The sequence below is a fragment of the Acidithiobacillus sp. genome, from assembly GCF_023256195.1.
In the GTDB taxonomy this organism is placed as follows: Bacteria; Pseudomonadota; Gammaproteobacteria; order Acidithiobacillales; family Acidithiobacillaceae; genus Acidithiobacillus_A.
This window is the reverse complement of the sequence record NZ_JAGDWX010000036.1, coordinates 24,978-46,312: the sequence shown is the minus strand read 5'-3', so window position 1 is coordinate 46,312 and position 21,335 is coordinate 24,978. Positions and strand designations below refer to the sequence as shown.

The window sequence follows — 21,335 nt, the reverse complement described above, 5'->3', positions numbered from 1 at the left end:
CCCGAGGGACGCAAGGCTCTTGAGGAGGAGAACTACCGTACAACCCTTAAAAACTGGCGGAGAGAGAGGCGTAGACCGCGCGCGGCGCGCCCGGAATAACCAGGATGGCGCCCTGACTGTTGGGCCCATATTCGCCACCGCTGGTGATGTAGCCCTGACTGTTGTATTTCCGGTTGAAGAGATTGTCGATCATCAGACTCACGCCGAGCTTCTTGAGTCCCGGAATCATGGAATCGAAGGCCAGGGTATCGGCGGAAAGGCCAAGGTTGACGATATTGTAAGCGGAACCCGGCAAACGCGTCGGATCCGGAAGATTGGTGTTATTGTTGAAAGTGGTGACGGAAGACGCGTACTGATCGCTGAGGCGCAGAGCAAAACGGGTGTTGGCCGCAAACCAACGGTACCCAGCATCAAAGCCCAGAATCAACGTGGGCGTACCAGGCATGCGCGCGTCGATCACAGGGCTCCCACCCGCCGGCAGATAACTCGGGTAATAGGCGTGTTGGATGGTATCTCGTGTGCCCGCAAAAAATCCCAGACCCTCGCCGTACTGCAAAAGTATATTGACGCCGTTGTAGATGGCGCTCACCCGATCCAGTTTGCTGATGAGGTCCGAAGGCAAGAAGGTGGCGATGACGGCGTTGCCCAGATGCTGGTGGAAGCCGCTCAACTGCGCCTGCCAGGCACCCTGATGCCACTTGAGACCGGCAATGTAGCTGTTGATGTCCGTCGGTGATGTTGGCACTTCCACCGTGGCCCTTTGATAATTGCCGTAAGCTGCGGCCGGCGCCGTCTGAAAATTCTTTGCCCAGATAGCGAAGGCATGCAGTCCCGGCAGGAGACGGTAATTGATACCCAGACTGGGCGCGATTTTGGTGTAGTTGTTGTCGTTGTTGCCGGCCGGAAAGGTCAGGGGAGCAGAACCCGGGGGAATGGCGCCTACCGAGTTGTTCACGAATTGGACGTGATAATTGATGAGTTGCAGACCGGGGGTAATGTGCAGAGCCGAAATGGGATGAAAATCGTCCTGCAGGAAGGCCGTGGCGCCATCCCAGTAATCGAAGTAGTCACCAACATACAGGGGTTTGTTTCGGCTGCTCCCATAGATCGCTGGATTATATCCATAGTACAGACTTTGATAACGGCTGTGCTGATAGTAGCCACCGAACCGGACCTCGTTCATGGGCAAATTCCAGCGAAAGGCTAGCCGATCACCGATGGTCCGCGTGGTACCGGTAAAGTTCTCCGTATTGATGGTGTGAAAGAAATAATCGTTCACCCGGTAGTGGTGGCGATAGCCGCTGCGGAAGTAGAGGGTGTTGTTGACGCTGAGCTGTCGGTCCAGATGCACCAGCAGTCGTGCATACACGAGATACATGTGCGCCGTGTCGTTCTTGAAGTACTGCGTGGTGGGAACGGTGTAGTAATATCCCGTCGTTGGCTGACTCAGCAATGCACCAGGCTGTCCGTACCCCCCCGTGGTCACCCCCGGAATGGGGTTCGCCGGAATGTACAGGGGGCGAAATTCCTGAGTGTGGCTAAAGAAAAAGCCGGCGCTGAAATGACCGCTGCTGAAATCCTTGATGGTCTTGGCAAAAAAGGCCTCGGCCTGATTGGGAGCGTGATAAGGCCCCGTGCGAAAGCCAGCGCTGCGGGTATAGCCACCACCCAACTCGCTGCGCCAGCCATCTACGGCTCCCGACTGCAACATGGTTGAGGCCGAATAGGTAGCGAAACTACCTCCACCGAGATCCAGGCTGGCGCCCGCCTTGGCCGTGGGTTCCACCGGAATCAGGTTGATGGTACCGCCCATGCTGTCGTACCAACGGTGCTCCGGATTGCCCGGCCCCTGGGTCACGTGGATATGGGCGAAAATAGACGAAATGGGCGTTTCTGAGCTTTCCCAACCGTCGTACTGCGCCAACGGGTTGTTCATAGGCACGCCATCGAAGAGTACCGACAGACCGTTCTTCTCCGGGTTACCTGGAGCCAGCGCGAAACCCACCTGGATGCCGTTGATGCGAATCTGATAGCGCGAAGCTCCGTTGCCCGAACCGTAACCCTTCACCTGCACCCCCGGCGCCTCGCTGAGCGCCGTGACGATACTACCGCCGGGTTGGACCACGTCACGGATCTGTTGCTTTGTGATCCGGATCTGGTTTTCGGGGGATTGGCCGAGGGCTTGGGCCTCGAGGGCGGAGCTGCTGGTGGCAGCGGTGGAGGAGCTTACCTCACCGATGTCGATGCCACCATCGCCGCTGGCCGATGCGGCAAAAGCAGACGATGGTATCAGACAGAGAGCGGCCAGGATGGCCAAGGAAAGGGGACGTAGCGCGTGCGGATGATTCATGGACAGGCTTCCTTGGAGGGAGACTGATGCGGAAGCCTAGCAGCTTATTGTGACATTATGATGAAGATTACATGACAAATTTATGACATTTTGATTCGGGGAGATACCGAGTGGCCTCGCCCGTGATCAACACTTGCCCCCCCGAAAGAGGCATGCGCCATCCGCGTAGCCACCGAAACCTGGCCCATGGCTAACACAGACCCACAGAATAGCGGCATTATTCCGATCCTAGAGAATAAACCGGCCCAAAATAGAACGCCGAGTTGGCAAAAAAGCCAGCCCGGCGTAGAGCTTCAGGATGCATAGCCAGATAAGGTTCGTTTGGATGAACGCCCGACGATTACCCGACTATGGAATGTTACTGCTGTATGGCCTCACCATCCTGATGAGCGGATGACTGTGCAGCGCTTTCTTTCTTGGCAGTCACAGCACTCTGGGACTGCGCGCAGGATGCGTAACCTGCCGCATATTCCTGTGCGCAGAAACTGAAGGGCGGTGTTGGACTAGTCGTGATATCCGCAGACGCAGCAGCACTCACCGTAAGTAGACTCAGTAATACGAACATGGTTTTCATGATAGGCTCCTCTTTGCTTTTCTCAAACTACGTTTTATGTAGCAATGAGGAATGTATTCCTGCCTGCTTGCAACAGCAAATGCTAAATATGAAAGTGCATATTCTCTCAGCGAATATCATCGCGACCACTGTGGCGCTGCAGTACATTTTACACGCGCGCAATGAGCGCGACGGAACCTTCCAGGAGCGATTTGGTCAGAGCGAGCGCACGCGATCGCCCATCGTAAGTTCCCGAGTCTTGCGTACAAAGGCCTGCAGAGCAGAGCTGCCATTACGACGATAGACGACGCTCAAAGTATGGGGGATCGTTGGGTACAGGCGGATCACAGCCAGACCCGGCCGCTGATCCGGTGAGGCCATGGCAGAGGCAAAGGCAACCCCCAGTCCGCAGCGCACGGCTTCGCGAACCGCCGCGAGCCCATTCAGGGCGTAGTGGATCTCGGGATGAATCCCCTCCCGCTGCAGAGCCTGCAGCGCATGCTCGCGAATACCTGAACCTTCTTCCCGCCAGACGATGGTTTCTTCCTGGAGTTCTTGCAGACTCACCCGGTTCCGTTGTGCCAAGGGATGGTCTAATCGCGTCAGCAGCACGAGCTCCGTCTCGATGAGATCCTCTTGCTGCCACTGGGGCGGTGGTTTCAGGACCTCCAGGGAGTTTTCGATAAAGATCAGATCCGCATCGTTGTGTCTCGCCCAAGCCTCGCGACTGTTCATGGTGGTGAGCTGCACATCCACCGCGGGATGGTCCCGATGAAAAGCACTGATGAGTCGCGGCAGGACGAACTCTGCGCTCGTGTGGCTGGCAAAGACCTTGAGATTACCCAGAATCAGCTCCTGAGCGTGTTGTCGCAGACCGCGGGCCTCCAGCATCAGCATTTCGATCTCTTCGCCAATGCGCTGGAGTCTTCGCCCGAGCATCGTCGGCTCGATACCATGGGGGGTGCGCTGGTAGAGCGGCTCCTCGAACCAGTCTTGCAAGCGACGCATTTGGTGCGACAGCGCGGGCTGTGAGATAAAGAGCTGCTGGCTGACGGTTTTGAGGTTCCCGGCCTGCGCCACCCTTGCCCAGGTGCGCAGCAGCTCTGGATCCAGACGTTCCATGAATTCCCTATCCTTTCTATTTATCCGTCCGAGCCCACCAGCCCGAGACTTGTGGCCCCTGCCCCACTACGCCGCCCGACCCGCTACCCCGACGACCACCCCCGATGCATCTCCGGCACACGTCCAGAGGATATTTGCGCATTGCCACCTGACCGAGTACCACGTGCGGACGCGGCATTCTACGCGTACACCGCAGACACGTGAATAGTGTGAAGGCCGACCCAGCCCTCGGTGCTCAGGGCAGACATTGACGTGGTGATCGCCACCACAAAAAAAGGGCGAAAACATCCGCCCTAAAGCTACCCAAAATACCTCGTATCCGTTACCGACGGCTACCCTCATCCCAATGCCACAGGGGAGAGTCAGGTCGCCAAGAACTCCCGCGCTACCCGGCCAGGGCTGCGCCTGTCAAAAGCTGTACTGCAACATCAGACGATCGTCTATGAGCGTGCCTTTGTAGCCCGCCAAGGGATTGCTGTGATCCACGGCCAGACGGTTACGCAGAGAAAGCCCCTTCCAGAAGCCTCCCGGAGTGTATGTGACATCCAGATAATTGGCATTCACATTGCTGGCAAAGGGCGCCGTATGGTACCAGCTGTAGCTGTACTTGATACGCAGATGATCCAGCGGATAGATGAGAAAGCCGACCTTCCACGCATGTCCCGGCTTGGATACTGAGACCAGGCCGTAATTCATGATACTCGTATAGAGTGGATCGGCATTGTATTGCTGACTGAAGGGAGAGATAAAACCACCGTTATAGAAGGTCTTGCCGGCCAGAACAAAGGGGGTGCGCGACGGAAGTTCATCGTAAGCGGCAAAAAGCTCCCCGTAACTGCTCTTGATACCCAACATGCCGCCGTAGATCGTCGCATTCACGGGACCGGCGTAACGCGCACCGTCGCCCCACTCCCGCACATACTGAAAATCGGCAAAGGGTTTCACGCCCAGCCCAAGACTCGGCAAGGTATAGTGCAAGGTGCCATAGAACAGATTGGCAAGATCGTAGAAGTGGTAGAACCAAAAAGCGGATTTAAAAGGCTGAAAGTTTTCTTGGAGCCCAAAACCCAAAGTACCATTGAGACTTTTTGGCATGCCAGGATAGAGCGGATTTTCATTGAGTAGAGTCTGCCGAAAATAGTTTTCTTGAACTCTATTTTTGTAACGAAATTCGCGGAAGGCGGATACACTCAGACCGGCAAAAGGTGTTACCCTCACCAGCGCCGCCTGGTAAGTGTTAGGGATCATGAAGGCATCGGCCGGCCCCATCCAAGGCGTGTTGAGCAAGATATCACCCGCCCGGACCAATAGATACCGATTGCGATATTGCAGATAGGCCTGTCCCAACACATTGAGACTATTGCGATTGCCCATGAGCAGCGGATCGAGACGCGGACCATTCAGGTCGTTGGCGCCGAGATCATTGGCCGTGTAAAAAGCCACCCCTGCCGACACGCCAGCCAATGAGGCAGTCTGGATCTTGAGCATGCCACCCAAAGAGTAAGCATAACGGTTAGGCAAATCCGATCCGGAAAATATTTGATTGAAGTAGTAACTGCGGATGTTGCCCGTTACCTTGGAATGCATGAGAAACTCTTTTATACCATCATTGGCGGTATTTGTCGCCAGCGCTGGCATCTGATATCCCAAGGGTAACACAGCACACAGCAGCGGTAGGATTGTTCTGCGTATTTTCATCACCGTGGTCTCCTGTTTCCACGCATTTCCAGCAGCCCGGAAAGCCTGGTCCATTTTTTTAAGTACGAGTCATGCTCAGAAGTCCGGAGCTTTTGCTGCCCTCCTCCTGCAGTTCATTGAACTCTGCAGAACGTTATGACAGCCGAGAAATCGGTGCCAATGCTTATTGTGAATTTCTGACATTATTTTTGCTCATCATTCATTTTTTTCATGGGCCCATGGGGTTGTAGACCGGCCTAAGCTCTACCCTCCTGCCAAGGCCACGGATGCTCGGACTTCTTTCCCATTGCACGGATAGCCGCGGGCGGAACACCAGCGGCCCGGAAATCCATTCGCTGGCACCAGAGATTTTCCCCCGATGGCGGCCATCCGGGGGTCTCAAGAATGAAGACCAGCGCCGCACAAGGCGATACGATCGCAGCGATACGGCTGGTTGGATTGTCCGCGCCCATCCGTCGCTTCCCTTCGGACGCCAGGATTTCATTCGCGGCCTCCTCTTTCGTCCTTACCATCCCTCGCCACGCTCGTACGCATGGTCTTGCCCCCCAAAACGTTCTATCTTTGACCCTCGACCTACGGAGGGCCAAGGGTTTGAGGAGAGTGACCTTGAGTAAACGTGTCCTGATTCTGGGTGGGGATGGTTTCTGTGGCTGGCCCACCAGCCTGCATCTTTCAGCCTTGGGCTACGATGTCCACATCGTCGACAACCTGGTCCGCCGGCGTCAGGACGAGGAGCTGGGCGTGCAGTCGCTCACTCCCATCCGACCCTTGAGCGAACGCCTCAAGGCCTGGCACGAGCGCAGCGGGCACGAGATCGCCTTCACTGCTCTGGACATCGCTCGGGACTACGCGCAGCTGCGCGATCTGCTGGCCCAGTGGCGCCCCGAGGCCATCGTCCACTTTGCGGAACAGCGCTCGGCGCCCTATTCCATGAAATCGCCGCGGCACAAGCTCTACACCGTCGACAACAATCTGAACGCCACCCACAACGTGCTCTGCGCCATGGTGGAAGCGGGTCTGGAAGCGGACTGCCACCTGGTGCATCTGGGTACCATGGGTGTCTACGGCTACAAGACCTCGCGCTTCAAACTGCCCGAGGGCTACCAGAAGATCCGCCTGCTCTCGCCCGACGGCAAGGACAGCGTGGAAACGGAGATCCTCTATCCGCCGGACCCGGGGTCTATTTACCACATGACCAAGACCCAGGATCAGCTCTTTTTTTACTACTACAACAAGAACGACGGCCTGCGCATCACCGATCTGCACCAGGGCATCGTCTGGGGCACGGAAACCCCGGAAACCTGCTGCGACGAGCGGCTCATCAACCGCTTCGATTACGACGGCGATTTTGGCACCGTCCTGAATCGTTTCGTCATGCAGGCGGCGGTGGGGCACCCCCTGACCGTGCATGGGACGGGCGGCCAGACCCGTGCCTTCATCCATATCCGTGACACCGTCCGCTGCATCGAACTGGCCATCGCCCACCCGCCAGCGCCGGGTGAGCGGGTGCGGGTCTTCAATCAGACCACGGAAACGCATCGCATCCGTGACCTGGCCCAACTCATCCACGAGCTCACGGGCGCGCCCATCGATTTCGTCGACAATCCACGCAAGGAACAGGACGAAAACGAACTCAAGGTCGAAAATCAGGGCCTGCAGAATCTGGGACTAGCGCCCATCACCTTGTCTACCGGTCTCTTGGCGGAGGTGTCCGAGATCGCTGCCCGCTACCGCCACCGCTGCGACCTCAGGAAGATTCCGGCGCGTTCCCGCTGGCGTCCACAGGCGGCGTCGTGTCCACCTGAAAGGGATTCAGATCCTGTGGATGTACCTGTCCATAGCGAACTGCAGCGCGACTGACGATCAAGGGGTCGACCTCACCGATGGCGGCGAGGTCCTTGTCGTCGTAGGGCAGGGTCTGGAGCAGGTGCCGCATGGCGTTGAGGCGCGCCCGTTTCTTGTCGTCCGATTTGACCACCGTCCAGGGCGCGTAGGCGGTATCGGTGTGGAAGAACATGGTTTCCTTGGCCTGAGTGTAGGCTTCCCAGCGGTCCATGGAGGCCAGATCCATGGGCGATAGCTTCCACTGTTTCAATGGGTGTCGCTGGCGCTCCTGAAAGCGCCGCCGTTGCTCCTCACGAGTGACGGAGAACCAGAATTTGATGAGAAAAATGCCGCTGTATACGAGGTGCCTCTCGAATTCCGGAGCCTGGCGCATGAATTCCTGATACTCCATCTCGGTGCAGAACCCCATGACCTTTTCCACACCGGCCCGGTTGTACCAGGAGCGGTCGAAGAACACCATTTCGCCGGCGGTAGGTAACTGCTCGACATAGCGCTGAAAATACCACTGACCACGCTCTTTTTCCGACGGTTTTTCCAGGGCTACGACCCGAGCTCCGCGGGGATTGAGGTGCTCCATGAAGCGCTTGATGGTACCGCCCTTGCCGGCCGCATCGCGGCCCTCGAATACCACGACCACACGCTGCCCGGTCTGTTTTACCCAGGCCTGAAGCTTGAGCAGCTCCACCTGCAAGCCGTATTTCTGACGCTCGTACTGGCGTCGCGTCATGCGATAGAGATAGGGATACTGACCGTGCCGCCAATCAGGATTCAGCGCATCGTTGGCCGGATCCTCCGGCTCGCGCAGGCGCCGCGCAGCGTATTCCAGATCATCGGCACTGAGGTCCGATGCAGCCGCCTGCGCGGCCTGAGCCAGGGTATCGGCGTCCAGCTGCGCCGCCCCTTGGCGCTGCAACTGGTCGGCCAGCACCGCAGTCTGATGCTCCTGCGCCATCTCCGTCGCATCGGCAATGAGAAACTCACGGATCCCCTCGGCGTCGAGGTTTTCCGGCAGTTCGCCAACGCTCATGGGCTGCGGCGTCGGCGATGGCGCCGCCGTACCCGGCTGTCCTTTCACCTTGCCTGCCGCTTCCTTGGGGCGATCCCGACGCATACGACTCTCCATGGAAAAGCTTGAGTCTAGCAAAGTTATGTGACCGTTTTGTGACAGCCGGTGTTAGATCTCTGCCGGCGGGAATGCGCCACTGCGATAGAGTCTGAGGGTCTCGCGTATCTCTTCCTGGGTATTGAGGACAAAGGGTCCGTACTGAACGATGGGCTCCCGCAGGGGGCGACCTGCCACCAGCACGGCCCCACTGCCAGCCTCCCCCTGCAGCAGTACGCCGCTCTCTGCGCAGTCGTCGGCGAGAATCCCGAGATGCGCTGTGGGTAGGACCGTCCCCTGCACCGACACGGCCCCTTGATAGGGAACCACGAAGGCCGTGTGGGTGGGGGGAAGATCTACAAATATCTCGGCCGCCGCCTGCCAGCGCAGGTCGAGAAGGTAAGGGTCCGTGACGGAACGCGTGACAGGGCCGTGCAGGTCGCGGTAACGGCCGGCCAACACTACGACTTCCCAGAGCTCGGATTCACGCCATCGGGGCAACTCCTCTCGGCGAAAGTCCCGATACCAGGGCGCGGTGCTCTTGTCTCGGGCCGGCAGATTCAGCCAGATCTGCAGGCCCGCCATCCGCCCGCATTCCTGTTCCGGCATCTCCGAATGCAGGATGCCGCGACCGGCCGTCATCCACTGCATGCCGCCGCTGTCGATGACCCCGCGGTGACCGGCGCTGTCTTCGTGGCGCATGCGTCCGGCCAGCATGTAGGTGATGGTCTCGAAACCTCGGTGCGGATGGGTGGGAAAGCCGGCCAGATAATCCTCGGGCGCGTCGCTGCCAAAAAGATCGAGCATCAGAAAGGGATCCAGGCGACGCTGCAGATCGCTCTCCAGGATCCGCGTCAAGGTGACCCCGGCACCGTCCTTGGTGACCCGCCCGGGATGCACGGATTCCATGTGGCGGCCCATTTTTTGCTGTCCATTGTTGTTTGCTTTTGGAACCATGGCATCCATCCCTTCCCGTAGTTTTCTGGCATGCTATGACGGCCCTCGATTTTGGACAAGCTGGAGGGTCCATCTACAATGGCCGCTCCGCGGGCACGGAGTACGGCGCGATGCACGACTGGTGGCTATACCCTCTCCTTTTTGGCGGCGGCTTGGTCGCGGGTTTCGTCAACGTACTGGCTGGCGCAGGTTCGGCGCTCACCCTGCCGCTCCTGATCTTTGCCGGCTTGAGTCCGGCCGTGGCCAATGCCAGCAACCGCATCGGCATCCTCGCGGAAAACGCACTGGCCAGTCGCCACTTCCTCATGAAGGATCTGGTGGCGCCGCGCTTTGCCGCCGGACTTGCGCTGTGGACACTGCCGGGGGCCATCCTCGGAGCCTGGTCCAGCGTTCACCTGGGCAGCACCCTCTTCCAGCGAATTCTGGTTCTGGTGCTGCTCTTCAGTGCCGTCACCCTGTACCTGCCCGCCGACCTCGCGCGCCGTCTACACCGTCTGCCGCAACGCTATCCCGCCGCCATCTACCCCGCCATGCTGCTGCTCGGTTTCTACGGGGGTTTCATCCAGGCGGGGATCGGTTTTCTCTTCATTTTTGTTCTGCGCGCCTTCCTCGATATACCTCTAGCGCGGATCAACGCCCACAAGACTTTCATCATTGCCCTCTACACCCTGCCGGCGCTGCTGGTATTCGTCCTTCTGCACCAGGTAGATTGGCTATTGGGTGGTATCGTCGGCGCGGGCGCCGTTGTCGGCGCGCATTTCTCCAGCAAGTTGACCCTGAGCCGGCATGGCGAGCTGTGGATCAAGATCGTGGTCACGCTGGTGATCCTTGCCATGGGCATCCGTCTCTGGTTTTTCTGAATCCCAGTGACGGGGCCCGCCGGGAAGATGGCGGCTGCGGCGCGGAAAACCGAAGATGAGAGTCCCAGGAGGATGCCGTCTTGGGTGGATATCCGGCGGAGTAAGCGTGGTCCCCAGCGCCGAGGCACGGGCACGCGCTTGGTCATTTTAAGCCAGTGGATGAACTATATCCGGTTAACTACTTGCCTTGTTGGGCTTTTTGCTCTAAAAACCCGGAAAGAGGGAGAAACTGGAGCGAAGTGCCCATGTCCATGCACACCGAAGCACGACCCGGCCGGGAGCGGTCGAACTTTCGTATCTTGGTACCCCTGTCCTTCTTGACCAGCGTGACGCTCCTGCTCGGGGGCTGCGCCACGGACCTCTCTGGCAGCGCGGTGCCGCCCAGCGCCTACGCCAATGCGACATCCAGCAGGCAGTATTCCTATGCCCCCGAGCTGCGTGAGAGCCACCGGGAGGCCACCGTTCTCGACACCGTCCTTGTCAACGCCATCGCCCAGATCGGCAAACCCTATGTCTGGGGCGGCGAGAGTCGCTCTGAAGGCTTCGATTGCAGCGGTCTGATTCAGTATGTGCTGTCCCAGGCGGGGGTGGAGGTGCCACGTACCGCCGCGGCCCAGGCGGCTGCTCTGCCGGCGGTGCCCATGTCGCGCATACAGAAGGGCGATCTCCTGTTCTTCAATACCCTCGGGCGCCCTTACTCGCACGTGGGCATCTACATCGGTGGCGACCAGTTTGTCAGCGCCCTGAATCGACGCGCCGGTATCACCGTCCAGAGCCTTCGTAATCCTTACTGGTCCAGTCGTCTGGACGGTGTTCGCCGCCCCATGCCACCGGAGCTCTTGGCCATGACCGCCCGAGACAGCCATGTGCTCAACCGCTGAACACCCCTGCGGCAACCCTCGCGGGCGTTATCAGGCACGGCAGCTTCTGCTGTCCGGCAGCGTCCTGGGTCTGATTCTGGCGCTGTCCGGCTGCGCCACGCAGGTCGCATCCAGCGCACCCACACCGGCGTCGCGCGGGACGACTCCCGCCGCCACGGTCAGTGTCCCACCGGCTCTTCCGGATCGTCCTGCCGTCACGGCAGCCGCACCGGCAACCGCGTATTGCCCCAGCGATCTCCGTTTCCCCGGATTCCCGCAGCGGTATCAGACAGAGCTGCGGCAGTTTGCCTGCACCCTGCAACAGCGTTACGACCTACCGGCCTCGGTGGTCATCCCGGCCCTGCAGAGCGCCCGTTTCGACGCGCGGGCCGTCGCTCTGATGGCGCCCCCACCGCCCAGCAGTGCCCCCCGGGTGCCCTTGCCCTGGTGGCGTTACAGCGAGCGCTTCCTGAGCCCGGATCGCGTGCGCAATGGCTTGCAGTTCTGGCAGGCGCACCGCCGCAGCCTGGACGCCGTGGCAGAGAAATACGGGGTGCCGCCTCCCCTGCTGCTCGGTATCCTGAACATCGAGACGGGTTTTGGCAGTTTCATGGGCAACTTTCCGGTGCTCGATGCCAATCTCAGCCTCAGCCTTGCGCTCAAGCCGCGGCGCGACTTCTTTCTCTACCAGACGGCCGAGACCCTGAAACTGGCGCAAGCCTTGGGGCAACCCGTGACGCAATTACGCGGATCCCCGGCTGGCGCCATGGGTATGTCACAGTTTCTGGCGAGCAGCTATCTGAAGTATGGCGTCGCCTGGGATGACCCTCCCGGCGAGGGTCTACCCAATCTCTGGCGATCCGTACCCGATGTGCTGGCGTCCACCGCCAACTTCCTCCGCGCGCACGGCTGGCAGCCGGGCCAGCCGGTGCTGGTTCCGGCTCTGCTTACCCAAGACAGCGCACCGGAAACCAAAACACGCCCCGAATATACCCTGGGCCAATTGGCACGCCTTGGGGTATATCCCGAACGCGGCCACGCCCTGCTCCCGGCAGACACCCCTGTCGGCCTGCTGCGCCTGGAAGGCCGAGAGGGTCCCCACTACTACCTGGCCTATCCCAATTTCTACGCGATCATGGGCTATAACCCCAGTGTCTTCTATTCGGCAACGGTCTGGGCCTACGCCAAGGCCCTGGAGCGGGCCGGCGGCTGAGAACCGGCGCACGCTGTGCTAGAGTAGAGGCAGTCTTCTGCTGGGAGTCGGTCGTGTCCGAAGAGACCGTGGTCGAATACGTTTTGGCGGCGCAATGGCTGATCCCCGTCCGGCCTCGTGGGGCCTTGGCACAGCACGGCCTGGCCATCGGCGGTGGGCAGATTCGCGACCTGGGTCCGCAGCAGCAGCTCCGCTCCCGATATCCTGCTGCCCGCTGGATCGAGCTCCCCCACCACGCACTCCTGCCGGGCCTCGTCAACAGCCACACCCACGCGGCCATGACCTTGCTGCGCGGACTGGCGGACGATCTGCCGCTCATGACCTGGCTGAAGCAGCACATCTGGCCCGCCGAGGCGCGCTTCGTCGGACCCGAATTCGTCGCTCTGGGCACGCAGCTGGCCATCGCCGAGATGCTGCGCGGCGGTACCACCTGTTTCAACGACATGTATTTTTTCCCCGAGGCAGCGGCTCAGGCAGTCGTGGAAAGCGGCATCCGCGCCTGCCTAGGTCAGGTGGTGATCGATTTTCCCACGGCCCAGAGTCGGGATGCCAACGATGCGCTGCGACGGGCCGAGACTCAGGCGGTATCCTTGCGGGCCCTGCCGCGGATCCGCCAGAGCGTTGCCCCGCACGCACCCTACACGGTCCAGGATCCGGCCCTGCGCGCGGCCAAGGAGCTGGCGGAATCGCTCGATCTGTTTCTGCACATGCACGTTCACGAAACCGCCCACGAGGTCGAGGAGGCCATCGCCCAGGACGGACGGCGACCACTGCAAAGACTGGACGAGCTGGGGCTGCTCGACGACCGCTTCCTGGCGGTGCACATGACCCGGTTGACGGCTGAAGATCTGGAGCTCGTTCGTCAGCGCGGTCTACGCCTGGCCCACTGTCCGGAATCCAACCTCAAGCTTGGTTCCGGTATCGCCGCCGTGGATCGGTGGCAGGCCGCTGGAATCCCCTTTGGCATCGGTACCGATGGCGCCGCCAGCAACAACGACCTGGATATGTTCAGCGAGATGCGCAGCGCCGCCCTCCTGGCCAAGGGACGGGGCGGCGACACCACGGCATTGGCCGCCGCCGCCGCGCTGGAGGCGGCCACCCTGGGTGGGGCCATGGCCTGCGGCTGGGACGATACCATCGGTACGCTGGAGCCCGGCAAGGCAGCGGACTGCATCGCGGTGGACCTCGACCATCCCGCCACCCAACCGCTCTACGACCCCATCTCGCAGCTGGTCTACTGCGCCGGGCGAGATCAGGTGAGCCACGTCTGGGTGAACGGTCAATTGCTGGTAGAGAACGCGGATTGGACGCGGCTGGACTGGTCGCGTCTGAGATCACAGGCACAGGAGTGGGCGCGGCGAATTGCCGCGAAGGATCGGCAGACGTGAACGTGGATTCGGCAGAAATCGAAAAATTTGGGGCTCTGGCGGAGGACTGGTGGGACGACAAGGGTCCCATGCGTACCCTGCACCAGATCAATCCCGTGCGACTGGAGTTCATTCGCCGCGGCTGTGATGGTCGCCTGGATGGGCGCAAGGTTGTGGATGTGGGCTGCGGCGCGGGCATTCTCAGCGAGGCCATGGCAAGATCAGGGGCCCATGTCCTCGGCGTGGATCTGGCGGAGTCGGCCCTGGCAGCGGCCCGTGCCCATGCGCAAAAAACGGGGCCGGATCTTTCCGGGACCCTGGAGTACCGCGCTATAGCCGTGGAGGATCTGGCGCAGGAGGCCGCGGGCAGTTTCGATGTCGTCACCTGCATGGAGATGCTGGAGCACGTGCCCGATCCCCAGAGTGTGGTTCGTGCCTGTGCCGAGCTTTTGCGCCCCGGCGGTCAGGCCTTCTTTGCCACCATCAACCGCAACCCCAAGAGTTATCTGCTGGCCATTCTCGGCGCCGAGTATGTGCTGGGCCTCATTCCACGAGGGACGCATGACTACGAGAAGCTCATCCGTCCCAGCGAGCTCCTGGACATGGCGCGAAACGCCGGGCTGCAGCTGGAGGAACTCAAGGGCATGCACTACGATCCCATTCGCGGACGTGCCCGCCTGGTGGACGACGTCAGCGTCAATTATCTCTGTCGAAGCCGCAAGGCGAAGGACGCGTGAGTCGCTGGCATGCGGTCCTCTGGGATCTGGACGGCACCCTCTTGGATACCGCTCCCGATCTCGTCGCTGCCGTCCATGCGCTCTGTCGTCGCCACCAGCGTTCAGCACCCCCTTTCGAACGTCTGCGCCCCTTCGCTTCGCAAGGGGCGCGCGGTCTGCTGCGGGAGACCTTCGGTGTCGAGCCGCAGCAGCCGGAATACGAGGCCTTGCGCGAGGAATTCCTCGCCCACTACGCAGCGAACATTGCGGTGCGTACCCGCCTCTTCCCGGGGGTGGCCGACTGCCTTGCGACGCTGGCCGAGCACGACATTCCCTGGGGTATCGTCACCAACAAGCCGGGCTATCTGACGGATGCCCTGCTGGCGGCCCTGCCGCTGCCCGTGGCACCGGCGGTGGTGGTCAGCGGTGATACCACAGCACGCTGCAAACCCGATCCTCTCCCCTTGCTCTACGCCTTGGAACGATTGGCGGTGTCACCGCAGCGCAGTCTCTATCTGGGCGACGATCGACGCGACATCGAGGCGGCCCACGCGGCGAGTTGTGCGGCCTGGGCGGCAGGCTGGGGTTACTGCAGTGGGGAGGCGGCGGCATCCTGGGGCGCCGACGCTGTCATCCCGCGCAGCGAGGACCTAGCTGCGCGGCTCTTCGCCGAGGCTATCGGTGGGGACGGGCCCTGGTAGTGTGGGTCTGCGCATCTGCAAGCCGGCGGCAGCGAGGATGGCAAGGCCGCCCGTGAATTCGGACCAAGTCACGGCCTCGCCGGCGAGGAGCCATGCCGAGGCAGCGCCGAAGAGGATCTCCACTGGCATGATCACCGCCGATAGACCCACGGGGAGGCGAGCCACGCCGTAGAGGGTGGCGGCCGTCGCGCCGCCCACCCAGAACCAGGAAAAGGCCGGAAGCAGCCAAAACAGTTCGGCATGCGGGCGCGGCCAGGGTGAAAAGAGCGCCACCATCAGGCCAAGGGACGCACAACCCCACCAGATGGCCACGGCCCGCTCGCGATCCGGTACACTCTGGTTGCCGCGCAACAGGACATTGCTGGCGGCAAAGGCAAGCCCGGCGCTGACCGCCAGAAGATCGTCCAGGTCGAAGGCCGACCAAGATCCCACTTGGCCGTGACCGATGACGAGGATGCTGCCGGCGATGGCCAGAGCACCGGCCAAGACGCCACGCCACCCCAGCGATTCCTTCAGCACCAGCCAAGCCAGCAACAAAGACCATACCGGCGACAAATAGAAGAGCAGCAACACGCGCACCACGCTGCCATCGAAAAGGGCCAGCATGAAGGCCACGTTGGTCCAGCCACCCAGGAGCGCCAGAGCCAGCAGCACCTTGCCGTCGCGACGCCAGTGCAAGCGCTGCCAGCGCACCACCGTCAAGGCGGGGAGCGCCAGCAGTAGATAGATGCCGGCAATGAGCCAGGGGCCCGCCAACCCTTGGCCGGAGAAAAAGCGTAGCGGCCACCAGAACCCGCCCCACAGTGCGGCTCCCAAAACCAGCGCACCGATGGCCAGATGGCGCGGCGACTCCCGAAAAGACGCGACAGACACTTGTCAGGGGACTCCTTTCTGCACCAAACTTGCATCCATGATGAAATCCACTGGCTGGCTTCGGTCGATCACGGCTGACGGAAGTGTGGCATGAATCCCGGCCTTGCGTCACTGCAGGCCTATCCTTTCGAGCGCCTGCGGCAGTTGCTTCAGGATGTGAACCCGCCAGCACTCCCGCTCATCGACTTTTCCATCGGTGAACCGCGTCAGCAGGCGCCCGAACTGGTGGCCCAGGCCCTGACGGCATCCTTGCAGCAGGGTCTGGCGGAATATCCCAAGGTGCTGGGCGAGCTGACGCTGCGACGGGCGATGGCCGCCTGGGCGAGCCGCCGCTTCTCTCTGCCCAGCGGATTTCTCGATCCCGACCGCTGCATCCTGCCTGTCAACGGCACTCGTGAGGCGCTCTTCAGCATCGCTCAGACCCTGGTGGACCCCTGCCAGGAGCCTAAAGCCCTGGTGCTCATGCCCAATCCTTTCTATCAGATCTACGAGGGTGCGGCACTGTTGGCGGGGGCGGAGCCCTACTACCTCAATTGCGACCCGGTATCGGGCCAGCCGGATTACCACGCCATCCCTGAAGCCATCTGGCAGCGTGCCGCCCTGATCTATGTAAACTCGCCGCACAACCCCACCGGCGCCGCGCTGGACCAGGATACACTCGCCTGGCTCATCGCCCAGACTCGGCGCCATGGTGTGGTTCTGGCTGTCGACGAGTGCTATAGCGAGATCTATTTCCGCGACGCCCCGGTGGGTGTGCTGGCGGTGGCGGCCGCGACCGGCAGCCTCGAAGGTGTACTGAGTTTTCACAGCCTGTCCAAGCGCTCGAGCATACCGGGGGCGCGCAGCGGCTTCGTCGCGGGGGATCCCGCCGTCCTGGCGCGTTTTCTGCGCTATCGCACCTACCTTGGAGCAGCCATGCCGCCCTTCATCCAGGCGGCTTCCCTTGCCGCCTGGGGGGACGAGGAGCACGTGGCGCAGAGCCGCCGTACCTACGCACGCAAGTTTGCGGCGGCGCAGGATATTCTCGGTGGGCACCTGGATATCGCCCTGCCCGATGGCGGCTTCTACCTCTGGCCGGAAGTGGGCGACGGCGAGGCTTTCACCCGTGCGCTTTTTGCAAGCAAGCACGTCCGCTGCCTGCCCGGTGCCTATCTGGCGCGGCATGCCCACGGTCTGCACCCGGGGCAGGAGCGCGTGCGTATCGCCCTGGTGGGGAGCGAGGAAGAATGCATCGAAGGTTTGCAACGCATCCGCGATTTTCTCGATAATCACCCTTTAAAATCGTCACAATCAAAGGAGTCAGCGTGGCACAGCTAGCGGAAATCATCGACAGCGCCTGGGAGGAACGGGACCAGTTCAGCCCGCGCAATGCGCCCAACGAGCTGCGCGACGCCGTGGGAAAGGTCATCGAAGGCCTCGACAAAGGCGTGCTGCGGGTCGCCGAGAAGCGCGATGGCGAATGGTATACGCATCAGTGGATCAAGAAGGCCGTGCTGCTGTCTTTCCGCTTGCAGGACAATGTCCGTATCCCAGGCGGCGAGACCCAATATTTTGACAAGGTGCCGGGGAAATTCGCCGACTACAACAGCAACGATTTTCGCACCGGCGGCTTTCGCGTGGTGCCGCCAGCGACGGTGCGCAAGGGGGCCTTCATCGCCCGTAACTGTGTGCTCATGCCCTCCTTCGTGAACATCGGTGCCTATGTGGACGAGGGTACCATGGTGGATACCTGGGCGACGGTGGGTTCCTGTGCCCAGATCGGCAAGAACGTGCACCTATCCGGCGGCGTCGGCATCGGCGGGGTGCTGGAGCCCTTGCAGGCCAATCCCACCATCATCGAAGACCACTGCTTCATCGGCGCCCGCTCCGAAGTCGTGGAAGGAGTCATCGTCGAGGAAGGTTCCGTGATCTCCATGGGGGTCTTCATCGGCGCCAGCACCCGCATCTACGATCGCGAGACGGGAGAGATCCTCTACGGCCGCGTGCCGGCGGGTTCGGTGGTGGTATCTGGCAGTCTGCCGGCAAAGGACGGCAGCCACAGCCTCTATTGTGCCGTCATCGTCAAGAAGGTGGACGCCAAGACCCTGAGCAAGGTGGGTATCAACCAGTTGCTGCGTGAGCTCTGAGTCATGGATCCGCGCCAGCGCGTGCTGCGCTACGCCGAGACACTCATAGCGCGTCCGTCGGTGACGCCGGAAGACGCGGGCTGTCAGGCCTGGATGCGGGAGCGTCTCGAAAATCTGGGTTTTACGGTGACCAGCTTGCCGGCGGGCGGCGTCGAGAATTTCTGGGCGCTGCGGGGGGAGTCCGGGCCCATCGTCTGCTTTGCCGGTCACACCGACGTGGTTCCACCGGGCCCGCGTGAGGCCTGGCAGAGCGATCCCTTCGTGCCCGTCGTGCGCGACGAGGTGTTGTACGGTCGCGGGGCCGCGGACATGAAGGGCAGTCTCGCCGCCATGCTGGTGGCGGTGGAAGACTTCGTCGCCGCACAACCAAAGCACCCCGGCCGTATCGCCTTCCTCATCACCTCCGATGAGGAAGGCGTGGCCACCCACGGGACCCGCCACGTCGTGGACTATCTGGCGGCGCAGCAGATTCGGCCGGATTATTGTCTGGTGGGCGAGCCCTCCTCCTCGAAACGCCTGGGAGACGTGGTCAAGAATGGGCGGCGCGGCTCGCTCAACGCCCGCCTGCGGATCATCGGGCAGCAGGGCCACGTGGCCTACCCCGAGCTCGCCGACAATCCCATCCACCGCGCGCTGGGAGCTCTGGCGGAGCTGGCGGAGAGACAGTGGGATGCCGGTTATCCCGACTTTCCTCCCACCCGCTTGCAGATCTCCAATATCCATGCCGGCACTGGCGTGACCAACGTCATTCCAGGGCAACTGGAGGTACAATTCAATTTCCGCTTCTCTCCCGCTTCGAGCCCCGAGTCTCTGGAGCAGGCCGTGGTGGCGTTGCTGGAGAAGCACGGCCTGCGCTACGAACTGGACTGGCAGTTTTCCGGGCCGCCCTTCTACACGCCACCCGGAAGGCTGGTGGACGCCACCCAGAAGGTACTGCGTCGCCAGCTGGGTCAAGAGGCGCAACTGTCCACGGGAGGGGGCACTTCCGATGGGCGATTCATTGCCCAGCTGGGCGGGGAGGTGCTGGAGCTGGGCCCATGTAACGCCACCATCCACAAGGTGAACGAGTGTGTGGCCCTGACCGAACTCGAGGAGTTGGCAGCGATCTATCGGGGAGTGCTGGAAGAACTCTGCAGCGGGACCGAAGCGTGAACCGCCGCCACGCCGCCTTATGGTTTTTCACCCTCGCAGGTCTGTTGCTGGGCGGCTGTGCCCAGCGGATGTCGCCCATGCCCGGGAGCAGCGTCGCTCCGGCTTCGGCCGGTGCCTGTCAAGCCGGCGCGCCGAAGCTCGATGCGCCCTACAATCGCAGTTATCTGGTCAACGGTCGTCGCTATGAGCCACTGACCACCGCGCTCGGCTACGATCGACGCGGGACGGCCTCTTGGTATGGCTGGGAGTCCGGTTCCGTCACCTCCATGGGGACGCCCTTCCTGCCGCAGGCCTACAGTGCCGCCAGCCGCGAGCTACCGTTGCCCACCTGCGTGCGCGTCACCAATCTTGCCAACGGTCGCAGCATCGAGGTGCTGGTAAACGATCGCGGTCCCTTTGTCGACGGCCGTATCCTCGACCTCTCCTACGGTGCTGCCAGGGCCCTGGACATGATCCGCAGCGGCACGGCGGTGGTACGCGTCGAGGCCCTGGCACCGACGACCCAGGCCAGTTCGGCCGCGGCTCCCAACCCAGGTGCGGGCAGACCGGCGGAGTTCTATCTACAGACGGGCGCCTTTCAGCAGATCAATCTCGCCATCCGCGAACGCCATCGTCTGCAGGCCATGGGCGTCGGCCCGCTGCTGATCGTGCCGGGGCTGGTGCGGGGCACGACCTTCTATCGGGTGCAGATCGGCCCATGGACCGATCGGAGTGTGGCCGAGACCCTGCGCGCGCGACTGCTGCAGGCGGGCACAGCGGAAGTCCTGGTGGTCCAACAGTGAACCTTCGGCAGCCATGATCTCCTTGCGACCCACGGCTTCCCGCAAGGGAGCGGCCGTCATGCCCAATCTCTTCATCGTTGGCGCCGTCAAGTGCGGCACGACCTCTCTCTATGCCTATCTGCGCCAACATCCGGAGATCTTCTTCCCGGAGATGAAGGAGCCGCATTTCTTCACCCACCCTCAGCCTTCGGCGGAGCAGGCCCACCTCATCCAGTATGTGGCCGATGCCGACCACTACGCCAAGCTCTACGCCCACTCCGGTAACTATCGCTGGCGGGGCGATGCCAGTCCCTCCTACCTTTGGTCGGCGGAGGCGGCAAGGCAGATCCACGCCGAGATACCCGAGGCGCGGATCCTGATCCTTCTGCGCGATCCCGTGCAGCGTGCCTACTCCCAGTACCTCATGGATTTTCGCGAGGGTGTCGTCAATGACGATTTCTATACGGCGCTGATGCGGGATTGGCAGCGATCGGACAAGGGCTGGGGGATATCGCAGCTCTATGTCGAGCTGGGTCTCTATCTCGACCAGGTTCGGCGTTACCGGGAATGGTTCGGGGTAGAACAGGTGCGTGTCTTTCTGCTGGAAGAACTCAAACGGGATGCGCGCGCCGTATTGCTGGAGATTGCCGACTTCCTGAAAATCGATCCTGGCCCCATCGAGGGCATCGATCTGCATCGAGCACACAATCCGCACCGTCGTCCCCGGGGGGAGTGGGCGCGGCGTCTGGCTGCCGCGCCCTGGAGTCGCTATATCGGCGAGCACCTCTTTCCACAGCGCTGGGGCGAATATCTCTGGCAGCACTTTTTCCTGGCGGAAGGGAAAAAGCCGCCCATGGATCCGCGGGCGCGCGCTTTTCTGCAGGGCATCTACGAGCCGGAGATTCGCGGACTGGAGCAGCTTCTGGATCGGCCCCTGCCGGAGCTGCGTTTGTCGTGGCGCCCGGATGAGCGTAGCACCCTTTCCGTTCCAGAGCCGGCGGAAGGTCTGGAAATACCCGACCGCCCCTGAAGACGCGCCTTGCCGCGGGCGGTTCCCTGGACTAAGGTGAATAGGAGAC

At 61.6% G+C, this 21,335-nt stretch carries 18 protein-coding genes; 12 read left to right on the top strand and 6 right to left on the bottom strand.

All coding sequences use genetic code 11. The features are described from left to right. Positions 1–46: 46 nt before the first annotated feature. The 3 genes from Q0C23_RS09130 to Q0C23_RS09120 all read right to left on the bottom strand — a co-directional run bounded on the left by Q0C23_RS09130 (position 47) and on the right by Q0C23_RS09120 (position 5,723). Positions 47–2,350: a TonB-dependent receptor gene (locus tag Q0C23_RS09130; protein WP_291512065.1), complete on the bottom strand. Its 2,304-nt coding sequence runs from the start codon at positions 2,348–2,350 to the stop codon at positions 47–49. Between the two features lie 769 nt (positions 2,351–3,119). Further along, on the bottom strand, positions 3,120–4,025 hold the full coding sequence (locus Q0C23_RS09125) for a LysR family transcriptional regulator (RefSeq protein WP_291512064.1): 906 nt from the start codon (positions 4,023–4,025) through the stop codon (positions 3,120–3,122). Positions 4,026–4,433: 408 nt separating this feature from the next. Then, complete coding sequence (locus Q0C23_RS09120) at positions 4,434–5,723, bottom strand: OprD family outer membrane porin (protein WP_291512154.1); 1,290 nt, start codon at positions 5,721–5,723, stop codon at positions 4,434–4,436. A gap of 606 nt (positions 5,724–6,329) precedes the next feature. Between Q0C23_RS09120 and Q0C23_RS09115 the strand changes: the two genes are divergently transcribed. Continuing rightward, positions 6,330–7,583: an NAD-dependent epimerase/dehydratase family protein gene (locus Q0C23_RS09115; RefSeq protein ID WP_291512063.1), complete on the top strand. Its 1,254-nt coding sequence runs from the start codon at positions 6,330–6,332 to the stop codon at positions 7,581–7,583. Here the strand turns inward: Q0C23_RS09115 and ppk2 are convergent. Continuing rightward, complete coding sequence (ppk2, locus tag Q0C23_RS09110) at positions 7,471–8,679, bottom strand: polyphosphate kinase 2 (RefSeq protein ID WP_291512062.1); 1,209 nt, start codon at positions 8,677–8,679, stop codon at positions 7,471–7,473. The genes Q0C23_RS09115 and ppk2 overlap by 113 nt on opposite strands. A gap of 63 nt (positions 8,680–8,742) precedes the next feature. Then, positions 8,743–9,627, bottom strand: a complete 885-nt coding sequence (locus Q0C23_RS09105) for a pirin family protein (protein ID WP_291512061.1) — start codon at positions 9,625–9,627, stop codon at positions 8,743–8,745. Positions 9,628–9,737: 110 nt separating this feature from the next. Between Q0C23_RS09105 and Q0C23_RS09100 the strand changes: the two genes are divergently transcribed. The 6 genes from Q0C23_RS09100 (at position 9,738) to Q0C23_RS09075 (ending at position 15,344) form a co-directional block, all read left to right on the top strand. Next, entirely contained in the window at positions 9,738–10,487 is a 750-nt protein-coding gene (locus tag Q0C23_RS09100) for a sulfite exporter TauE/SafE family protein (RefSeq protein WP_291512060.1), read from the top strand. A gap of 245 nt (positions 10,488–10,732) precedes the next feature. Next, a complete protein-coding gene (locus tag Q0C23_RS09095) occupies positions 10,733–11,368 on the top strand; it encodes a C40 family peptidase (RefSeq protein WP_291512059.1) in 636 nt (211 codons plus the stop codon). Then, the gene (locus Q0C23_RS09090) at positions 11,352–12,560 is read left to right on the top strand and encodes a lytic transglycosylase domain-containing protein (protein WP_291512058.1); all 1,209 of its coding nucleotides are present in this window, start codon (positions 11,352–11,354) and stop codon (positions 12,558–12,560) included. Before Q0C23_RS09095 ends, Q0C23_RS09090 begins: the two co-directional genes overlap by 17 nt. 53 nt (positions 12,561–12,613) lie before the next feature. Continuing rightward, positions 12,614–13,948 (top strand): TRZ/ATZ family hydrolase, encoded by a 1,335-nt coding sequence (locus Q0C23_RS09085; RefSeq protein WP_291512057.1) that lies wholly within the window; start codon positions 12,614–12,616, stop codon positions 13,946–13,948. Next, positions 13,945–14,664, top strand: coding sequence for a bifunctional 2-polyprenyl-6-hydroxyphenol methylase/3-demethylubiquinol 3-O-methyltransferase UbiG (ubiG, locus tag Q0C23_RS09080; RefSeq protein ID WP_291512056.1), 720 nt, complete (start codon positions 13,945–13,947; stop codon positions 14,662–14,664). Before Q0C23_RS09085 ends, ubiG begins: the two co-directional genes overlap by 4 nt. Next, complete coding sequence (locus tag Q0C23_RS09075) at positions 14,661–15,344, top strand: HAD family hydrolase (protein WP_291512055.1); 684 nt, start codon at positions 14,661–14,663, stop codon at positions 15,342–15,344. Before ubiG ends, Q0C23_RS09075 begins: the two co-directional genes overlap by 4 nt. On the opposite strand, the gene Q0C23_RS09070 is transcribed toward Q0C23_RS09075, so the two are convergent. After that, entirely contained in the window at positions 15,294–16,217 is a 924-nt protein-coding gene (locus Q0C23_RS09070; protein ID WP_291512054.1) for a DMT family transporter, read from the bottom strand. The two genes, Q0C23_RS09075 and Q0C23_RS09070, sit on opposite strands and share 51 nt — an antisense overlap. Positions 16,218–16,307: 90 nt before the next feature. Between Q0C23_RS09070 and dapC the strand changes: the two genes are divergently transcribed. The 5 genes from dapC to Q0C23_RS09045 are packed head-to-tail and all read left to right on the top strand — an operon-like array spanning position 16,308 to position 21,286. Further along, positions 16,308–17,534, top strand: a complete 1,227-nt coding sequence (gene dapC, locus Q0C23_RS09065; RefSeq protein ID WP_291512053.1) for a succinyldiaminopimelate transaminase — start codon at positions 16,308–16,310, stop codon at positions 17,532–17,534. After that, positions 17,522–18,343: a 2,3,4,5-tetrahydropyridine-2,6-dicarboxylate N-succinyltransferase gene (gene dapD, locus Q0C23_RS09060; RefSeq protein ID WP_291512052.1), complete on the top strand. Its 822-nt coding sequence runs from the start codon at positions 17,522–17,524 to the stop codon at positions 18,341–18,343. The genes dapC and dapD overlap by 13 nt, the downstream gene beginning before the upstream one ends. Before the next feature lie 3 nt (positions 18,344–18,346). Further along, positions 18,347–19,495 (top strand): succinyl-diaminopimelate desuccinylase, encoded by a 1,149-nt coding sequence (dapE, locus tag Q0C23_RS09055; RefSeq protein WP_291512051.1) that lies wholly within the window; start codon positions 18,347–18,349, stop codon positions 19,493–19,495. Then, complete coding sequence (locus Q0C23_RS09050; protein WP_291512050.1) at positions 19,492–20,277, top strand: SPOR domain-containing protein; 786 nt, start codon at positions 19,492–19,494, stop codon at positions 20,275–20,277. Before dapE ends, Q0C23_RS09050 begins: the two co-directional genes overlap by 4 nt. A gap of 58 nt (positions 20,278–20,335) precedes the next feature. After that, positions 20,336–21,286 (top strand): sulfotransferase, encoded by a 951-nt coding sequence (locus Q0C23_RS09045; protein WP_291512049.1) that lies wholly within the window; start codon positions 20,336–20,338, stop codon positions 21,284–21,286. Positions 21,287–21,335: the final 49 nt, after the last annotated feature.